Annotated in this window: 1 protein-coding gene; it reads left to right on the forward strand. The window is 54.4% G+C overall.

Annotation, left to right across the window (positions count from 1 at the left end):
- The coding region (locus tag DWZ82_RS14385) for a sugar phosphate isomerase/epimerase family protein (protein WP_199667520.1) at positions 1-419 on the forward strand (419 nt) is incomplete at both ends.

Below are 419 nucleotides of genomic sequence, written 5' to 3' on the forward strand. Positions count from 1 at the left end.
GCTGACCCGAAGCATCACCTGAAGATGCTGTCCTACAACGCTCTGATCTTCTTCAACATGAAGCAGACCCAGGAGGAGAAGGACGCCGTTATGGCAAAGCTGGATCAGATCATCGCAGACTGCAACAAGCTGGGCTGCAAGATGATCGTTGTTGTTCCGTCCATGGATCTGACCGTTCCGGCTACCGTTGACGAGATCAAGGCTGATGCTGTTGCTGTTCTCAAGGAGATGGTAAAGAAGGTTGAGCCGCACGGCATCAAGCTGTCCATCGAGTTCTGCGGCGCACCGACCATGTCCATCAACCGCTTCGAGTACGCTTACGACATCGTTACCGAGGTAGATCATCCGCTGGTCGGCATCACCCTCGATCAGTACCACTTCCACGCTATGGCTTCCGAGTGGGCTGCTCTTGAGAAGGC

The organism is Butyricicoccus sp. AF35-5AC, assembly GCF_003477715.1.
Taxonomy (GTDB): Bacteria; Bacillota; Clostridia; order Oscillospirales; family Butyricicoccaceae; genus Agathobaculum; species Agathobaculum butyriciproducens.